The following is a 7623-nucleotide window of genomic DNA, read 5'->3' on the forward strand; positions in this document are numbered from 1 at the left end:
CGTACCAGGACGGTGACGTAGCCGCCGCCGACGAACTGACGCCCCACCAGGCGAACTTCTGCCGCCTTGGTCATGGCATCGGCTGCTTCGATTGCCGGCACCAGGCCGCGTGTTTCGATCATGCCCAATGCAATACCGCTCACTATGTTTGCCATGATGTATTCCCTTCCCTCGTCAAGTTGTTGAAACAAAAAACCCGTCACGCTTCAGGCTGGTTCGGCAGAATGTTTTCCACCTCGCTGTGCACGCGTGCGATGATGTGCGCGGCGACCAGACCGTCTCCCACTCGTTCGCAGGCATCCGCGCCGGCGCGCACTGCCGCGTTCACCGCGCCGGTTTCACCCCGTACCAGGACGGTGACGTAGCCGCCGCCAACGAACTGACGCCCCACCAGGCGAACTTCTGCCGCCTTGGTCATGGCGTCGGCTGCTTCGATTGCCGGCACCAGGCCGCGTGTTTCGATCATGCCCAATGCGATACCACTCACTCTGTTTGCCATGATGTATTCCCTTTTTTCGTCAAGTTGTTAAGACAGAACCCGTTATTTTTCTTCGGGTTGGTTCGGCAGAATGTTTTCCACCTCGCTGTGCACGCGTGCGATGATGTGCGCGGCGACCAGACCGTCTCCCACTCGTTCGCAGGCATCCGCGCCGGCGCGCACTGCCGCGTTCACCGCGCCGGTTTCACCCCGTACCAGGACGGTGACGTAGCCGCCGCCGACGAACTGACGCCCCACCAGGCGAACTTCTGCCGCCTTGGTCATGGCATCGGCTGCTTCGATTGCCGGCACCAGGCCGCGTGTTTCGATCATGCCCAATGCAATACCGCTTACGTTTGCCATTTTCAGTACTCCTTTTGCGTTAATAAAACTGTTTACTTGCCGGACTGATCCGCATCGGGGTTCCAACCATCGATGATGCCGCCGATGGTCAAATCGGTGAGAACCCTGTAATCGCCCGTGGCGTAGCGCGCCGCTGAACCGCTCACGGTAAATACCCATTTGCCCGGCGGTACGCCCACTGGATCGGACGCTACACTGAGCCGGCCCTTGAAATCGCGGACCACCCGGAGCGAAATGTTGTACAACCCAGGAATGCGACGCGTGGATACAAGGTCGGAGACGACTTCCATGATTTCCATTTCAATCTTCTGCCCAATGGTCGATGATGCCGACGATGGTGAGGTCGCTTGGAAAATCTTTGCCGCCTGCGGCCTCACGTGCAGCAGAAGACCCCACACACATCACCCAGTCTCCCGGGATGCAGCCCACTGCATCTACCGCAATGCTGCGTGAACCCCCTTTTTCCCTTACCACCAGCAGCGGACGATGCCCCATCTCCTTGATCCGGTTAGTCGAAACCAGGGTTTTTTCTACCTGACAAATTTTCATTTCATTCTCCGTGAAGCCTTAAGCCCCACTCGGCTCGATTGGTTCGATCGGACAGCCGGGTCGCTTGTCCTGGATTGTCATGCCGCAAGCCAGCAGTCCCTGCTGGGCCAGATCGGTGTAGCGTGACTCGATGGCCGCCTTGACCCGACGGCAATTTTCTGCCTTGCGTTCGCGGCAGCCGGGCACGCGGCTGTCATAACGGAAGTGAATCGCCAGCGGAATCGGCAAGCCGTGACGGACATTCAATTTCCTGAAGATCCTGATCCCCACGTCCAAATCGGGCGCACCTTCCTCAACCGTATGCAGGTGGGCAAAATAGGCCAGATTGCGTAACTGAAACTCCTCGAACCCGTCTCCAACGCTGATGAAGCGCTCGTTATGGCCGATATCCGGGTAACGACCGCCCCAGTTGCCACAGACATATTCGATCTGCGACAAGTTGTTGATCAACAGCGTTGCAATCAGGCGTCGCATGCCGTCATGTGGTTCGCCGTTGCCGCGACCCCAGCCATCCTGGGCGCTGGCTGCCTGAATCGCCTGGTAGACCTTGAGTCGGGCCGTATTTTCATCGTCGTCGAGGGTCTGGCGGTACAGCGCAAGATTATCCACGGTACGATGCAAACTCATTTCGCCATCCGCGTCGGGCACATGTATCCTGATTGCGTCGGTATCCGTGTCCACACCGACCAGCAAGGTATCGACCGAAGCACCGCAACAGAAACTGTTTTCGATGGCCTGGCGAAACTCACGCAACCGCGCCAGTCCTTTCTCCGATGCCAGCATCGCATTACTGCCGTGGGCGGCGCAGCCTTCGTGCGCGGGATCGGAACTGCTGGTGTGGTACACCACCATCTTCAGGTAACGCGTCCCTGCATCGGCGGTCACCGGACGGCCTTCGCGAAAGCGCATCAACTCGGTTTCGATCCAACGCTTGACATTGGCATCCACATCGAACATCGCCCCGGCGTAGGACTGACGGCTGCGCACCGCTCCGGCAGGCATGCGCAGAATGTAGCGCACCAAACCCTTCAAACGACCGTCCGAGCAGGGCGAGATGTCGACTGCGTGGTAGCCGCAATCCAGCAGAAACGACATCGCCTCATCCGCATCGACCACTTCCGGTGGATTGGCTGCGCGAACCTGCTCAGCCAGCAGGCGCAGTGTGCGCATCACGCTTTCGCCATACAGAGCGCGCATATTCAGATTGGATACCCATGCATCCTCCAGTATGTGCGACGGCAAGTCAAAGCCGAGTTCCTGGTTTGCGACGGCCTGCGCCTGTTCGACAAAATCCGGTTCATGCTGCAATCCGGCGATACGCTTCAACACGGGAACGATATTGGCGAAGCGCCCCTTGATGTTTTCCTCATGGTGCAGCAGTCGTCGGTTTTCCACCTCATTGGTTAACGGATGACGACACAAACGCCCATTTTGCATCGTGCATGCCGGATTGGGTTTCACGGCCGGTGCGGTAACCCGAATTTCCGGTTGTCGACCTTGGGGCGAGCCACCGGGCATTCCCCTCAGTCCGTTGGGAGGGGGAATTGTTGTCGGTTGCGGGCTGCTGTGACGGCCAGGGCGATTTCGAGTATTCATGGGTTAGCCACGCGCTCCGCCGGAGTAAGTGATGGTTGAGCCAGTGGCGGAACTGCCGCTGCTGCCGGTGACTTTACTCAGCGGTACTTGCAGATGTTCGCGATCCTTCAGTGCAGGAACCTGCATTGCCATGCTGCGTTGATTGCCACGCTGGGTCGGGTTGCGCCGTGTCGCTGAGGTCCCTTCGGTCCCGGTAATGCTTTCGTTACGTCGCCAGGCGGCGCCCGTGATGGCGAAACCCCCCTCGCGTCCGTCTCCGGTGAGGCGGCTGCGCTGCGCTTCAGGCACCTGACGTTGTTCCATCTTTACGGAGGCCGGGTCGTAGATCTCGTCCCGGTAGCGAAACTCCGGTGTGCCCGAAACAAGCCCGGTAGCCAAATTGACGGGTCCGGTGATACGGTCCTGCGCGCCGGAGGCGGTGCCGGTAATGCGACTCAGGCCGCTGTTCTGGCGTGCTGGCGGGGTGATGCTGAAATTGCCCTGCACCATGGGTGCCTGCGGCGGCGTAGAGACTGTTTCATGCGGCGCATCTGCAGGTCCGCGCGTGAGCGGGTGCGGGTTGCTATTGGCGCCTCTCTGCGATACGCGCTGATGGGGGCCGGAGTAGGGTGTCCCGCTCAGAACCAGATCCTCGCCACGCTCCACGCCTGTCACCTTGTCACCCGACCCGATGCGGGTTCCGCTCGGCACAGCGCCCGCCCGGGCGCCGCGGCTTGCCATCAGGGCACGCGAGGCGGCCTGTCGTTCTGTGTCGCAAAACGCGGTATAGTGGTCCGGCCCCATGTATTCTGTGCCGGAAATCGGCTGGCATCCGCCGTACTCGCTGCCAGTGACTGATTTGCCCGCTGCGATATCGGTGCCGGTCACCGGGCGCTCGCGAACCGTGCTCATCACGCTCACCTTGGTGGGCGAAGTTGGCGACCTGGTGGTGCAGAAGGATTCGAATTGGTCGGCGCTGAGATATTCGGTCCCGGTCACCGTTTTGCAGGCACCGTATTCATCCCCCGTCACCTTTACGCTGCGACCAAGTTCGACACCGCTCACACGCTGGTTACGGCTGGTGTTGCTGACACTGACCTTGGCAGGTGCGGCTGGCGGAGTGGAAGTACATAACTTCTCATACTGTTCGGCGCCGATATACTCGGTGCCGGTAACTGCCCGGCAACTGCCTGATTCGGTTCCGGTGACCTTGCTGCTGCGCTCGACCTGGGTGCCGCTGACCGGAGTGCCGCTCAATGTGGTGCCAATCTCGACTTTGACCGGAACCGACCGAGAGCGCACTCGTCCGGAAGGGCGACACGCTGGATCATTGCCACGACCGTTCAGGCACAGGGCTGCGCGGCGCGCCCGCGCAATGGCGCGACCGCCGCTCAACCCGACTGCTGCTGCCTCCAGCGGTTTCTGCTCGGTGGAATGACCACAACCGCAGTCGCTCGTACCCTGTTTATCGTCACTGGCAGAACTGGGTGGCGCAGCATACGCCACAGCGCGCACCGGCTCGGTTTTGCGCACCTGTCCCAAACCTGCCTTGCCGCTATGCGACATTGCCTGACGGCGTGCCCGTGAGAGCATGCGCCCATTCGCGGTGTTGGGTATGGCTTCCTTGATCTCTGTCTTAGCGTCGCTCATGCTTTTATCCTTCCAATTTCAATCGTTTCCGTGGGCGACCCTGGGTTCGGATCCCCCGCCCCCCGATTACCGACTACGGAACACCACGAAGGAACTGCCCTGACTCTGGGAGTAGTTGTCATAGCCGATCAGACGCACGTGGTGGTTGGGATGCGCGCGATGGCAGGCTTCCAGTTCGGCAAGGATGGCGTCCACCGATTGTTCGCCGAACATGGGCAGTTTCCACATGTACCAGTAGTAGTTGAATGCGCGCGCCGGTTCCACGTGTTCGATGCCGGGGTTCCAGCCTTGACTTACGATATAGGCAATCTGGCGACGCATTTTTTCCGGCGACATCGCTGGCAAATATGAGAAGGTTTCGTACTTGGGTGTCGAGTTGTAATCTTGAATGTCGGCCATTTTCTTTCCTTTTATTTAACGGTTCACCACGTCCAGTTTGTCCACGGTATCGAATTCGAACTTGATCTCTTTCCAGGTTTCCATCGCAATCTTCAACTCCGGACTGTCCTTGGCGGCGTTGGTGAGGATGTCTTTTCCCTCGCGCTCCAGTTCTCGCCCTTCATTACGCGCTTCGACGCATGCTTCCAGTGCCACGCGGTTGGCGGCGGCGCCAGCGGCATTGCCCCACGGATGGCCCAGGGTACCGCCACCAAATTGCAATACCGAGTCGTCGCCAAAGATATTGACCAGCGCCGGCATGTGCCAAACGTGAATACCGCCAGAGGCGACAGGGAACACGCCTGGCATGGAGCCCCAATCCTGGTCGAACATGATGCCGCGCGAGCGGTCTTCGGGGATGAAGGATTCCCGCATCAAGTCAACCCAGCCCAAGGTTGCGCCGCGATCGCCTTCAAGTTTTCCCACCACGGTGCCGGAGTGCAGATGGTCGCCGCCGGACAGGCGTAGCGCTTTGGTCAGCACGCGAAAGTGGATGCCATGGTGCGGGTTACGATCGAGCACGGCGTGCATGGCGCGATGAATGTGCAGCAGCATGCCGTTCTTGCGGCACCACCGCGCCAGACCAGTATTCGCGCAGAGACCGCCGGTGAGGTAGTCGTGCATGATGATGGGTGAGCCGATCTCCTTGGCAAACTCGGCCCGCTCATACATTTCTTCGGGAGACGGAGCGGTTACGTTCAGGTAGTGTCCCTTGCGCTCGCCGGTTTCCACCTGAGCATTTTCGATGGCATCCTGAACAAACAGGAAGCGGTCGCGCCAGCGCATGAAGGGCTGGGAGTTGACGTTTTCATCGTCTTTTGTGAAGTCCAGTCCACCACGCAGGCATTCGTATACGGCGCGTCCGTAATTCTTGGCCGACAGACCCAGTTTTGGCTTGATGGTGCAACCCAGCAAGGGACGGCCATACTTGTTCATCTTGTCACGCTCGACCTGGATGCCATGGGGGGGTCCGTTGCAGGTCTTGACGTAGGCGAGCGGGAAGCGTACGTCCTCCAGGCGCAAGGCGCGGATGGCCTTGAAGCCGAATACGTTACCAACCAGTGAGGTGAACACGTTCACCACGGAACCTTCTTCAAACAGATCGATCGGGTAGGCCACAAACGCATAGAAGCTGGTGTCGTCGCCAGGAACATCCTCGATACGGTAGGAACGACCCTTGTAGTAGTCCAGATCGGTCAGCAAGTCGGTCCAGACCGTGGTCCAGGTTCCGGTAGAGGATTCGGCCGCAACGGCCGCTGCAGCTTCTTCCCGATCCACCCCGGGTTGCGGGGTGATCTTGAAACAGGCCAGGATATCCGAGTCTAACGGCACATATTCTGGCGCCCAATAGGTCTGCCGGTATTCCTTTACACCGGCCTCATATTTTTTAACGGCCATACTTGCTCTCCTCGTAGGATAGTTGACAAATTCGCGCCTGGAACCCTGATGTGAGTTCCGTTGGTTGAGTTGTATTGTGAAAGATTTGATGAATTAATTAAAGTTAATTATATTTACGATTATCTTTAATTTAATTTAATATTGGTTCGGCAAATTGATGCGGGTCGACACTTCGCTGACCTTGATCAGGTCATGTGACCAGACCCTCCGAAACGGTATCTGTCAGGAGCGGTGGCGCTGGGTATCCGGGGACATGGGGCGATTCCGGCCGCAAGAATTGCTCAGGCGGCCGGGGGGGCTTCGGAAAGTATGAAGAATTTCAATGGGTAATAAAAGTTAAATATATTTACAATCATGTTTTACTCTGGTTTAATATAACCATGCCGATCCGCTACGCTACCCTACACCAGTTCAAGATCTTCGATGCCGTGGCTCGGCACATGAGTTTTGCCCGTGCCGCCGAAGAACTTCACCTGACACCGCCCGCACTGTCCATCCAGGTCAAGCAACTTGCTGATGCCATCGGTCAGCCCGTTTTCGACCAGATCGGCAAAAAGATTTATCTGACCCCGGCCGGGGAGGCCCTGATGTCGGCCAGTCAGGATATACTCGACCGGCTGGAGCGCCTTGCTCAGGAACTGGCCGCACTCCAGGGACTGGAGAAAGGCAGACTGAAACTTGCCACTCTTTCCACGGCCAAATACTTCATTCCTCGCCTGCTGGGCGACTTCTGCGCGAAACATCATGGCGTCGAAACCTCCTTGTTCGTCGGTAACCGGGGGATTTTGCTGGAACGGCTCGCGCGTAACCAGGACGATCTCTACATCCTGGGCCAGCCCCCTGCACACATGAATGTCATTGCCGAACCCTTCTCTGACAATCCCCTGGTGGTGCTGGCCCGGCCAGACCATCCCCTGGTTTCGGAAAAGAATATCGATCCCTCGCGCCTACGGGATGTTCCATTTATTCTGCGTGAGCCGGGTTCGGGGACGCGCCTGGCCACCGAGGAATTTTTCGAGCGGCACAATGTCGCCCTCAAGACACGCATGGAATTTGGTAGCAACGAGGCCGTCAAGCAGGTGGTGGCGAGCGGTTTGGGCGTGGCGGTGCTGTCCGCCAGTACGATTGGTTCGGAACTCGCCGCTGGAGAACTGGCGCTACTCGACGTGCAA

The 7623-nt window shown here is 58.6% G+C and carries 10 protein-coding genes; 1 reads left to right on the forward strand and 9 read right to left on the reverse strand.

Annotated elements, in window-relative coordinates; genetic code table 11:
• From M6F29_RS10675 to M6F29_RS10715, 9 genes are all read right to left on the reverse strand, one after another.
• The coding region (locus tag M6F29_RS10675; protein ID WP_298159629.1) for a BMC domain-containing protein at nt 1–155 on the reverse strand (155 nt) is incomplete at its 3' end.
• Between the two features lie 44 nt (nt 156–199).
• Nucleotides 200–499 carry an alpha-carboxysome major shell protein CsoS1 gene (gene csoS1 / locus M6F29_RS10680; RefSeq protein ID WP_298159613.1) on the reverse strand — a complete coding sequence of 100 codons (300 nt, stop codon included), beginning with the start codon at nt 497–499 and terminating at the stop codon, nt 200–202.
• Between the two features lie 42 nt (nt 500–541).
• A complete protein-coding gene (gene csoS1 / locus M6F29_RS10685) occupies nt 542–841 on the reverse strand; it encodes an alpha-carboxysome major shell protein CsoS1 (protein WP_297505247.1) in 300 nt (99 codons plus the stop codon).
• Between the two features lie 32 nt (nt 842–873).
• Complete coding sequence (locus tag M6F29_RS10690) at nt 874–1140, reverse strand: carboxysome peptide B (RefSeq protein ID WP_297480670.1); 267 nt, start codon at nt 1138–1140, stop codon at nt 874–876.
• Between the two features lies 1 nt (nt 1141).
• Nucleotides 1142–1390: an alpha-carboxysome shell vertex protein CsoS4 gene (csoS4, locus tag M6F29_RS10695; RefSeq protein ID WP_297485860.1), complete on the reverse strand. Its 249-nt coding sequence runs from the start codon at nt 1388–1390 to the stop codon at nt 1142–1144.
• 18 nt (nt 1391–1408) lie between these two features.
• A complete protein-coding gene (locus tag M6F29_RS10700; protein ID WP_298159618.1) occupies nt 1409–2986 on the reverse strand; it encodes a carboxysome shell carbonic anhydrase in 1578 nt (525 codons plus the stop codon).
• Between the two features lie 3 nt (nt 2987–2989).
• A complete protein-coding gene (locus M6F29_RS10705) occupies nt 2990–4615 on the reverse strand; it encodes an alpha-carboxysome scaffolding protein CsoS2 (protein WP_298159620.1) in 1626 nt (541 codons plus the stop codon).
• 66 nt (nt 4616–4681) lie between these two features.
• Nucleotides 4682–5014, reverse strand: coding sequence for a ribulose bisphosphate carboxylase small subunit (locus M6F29_RS10710; RefSeq protein ID WP_297480681.1), 333 nt, complete (start codon nt 5012–5014; stop codon nt 4682–4684).
• Nucleotides 5015–5029: 15 nt separating this feature from the next.
• On the reverse strand, nt 5030–6451 hold the full coding sequence (locus M6F29_RS10715) for a form I ribulose bisphosphate carboxylase large subunit (protein WP_298159623.1): 1422 nt from the start codon (nt 6449–6451) through the stop codon (nt 5030–5032).
• Between the two features lie 380 nt (nt 6452–6831).
• On the opposite strand from M6F29_RS10715, the gene M6F29_RS10720 reads away from it, so the two are divergent.
• On the forward strand, nt 6832–7623 hold a 792-nt coding region (locus tag M6F29_RS10720; RefSeq protein WP_298159626.1), incomplete at its 3' end, for a LysR family transcriptional regulator.

It is taken from the genome of Ferrovum sp. (assembly GCF_027317285.1).
GTDB lineage: Bacteria > Pseudomonadota > Gammaproteobacteria > Burkholderiales > Ferrovaceae > Ferrovum.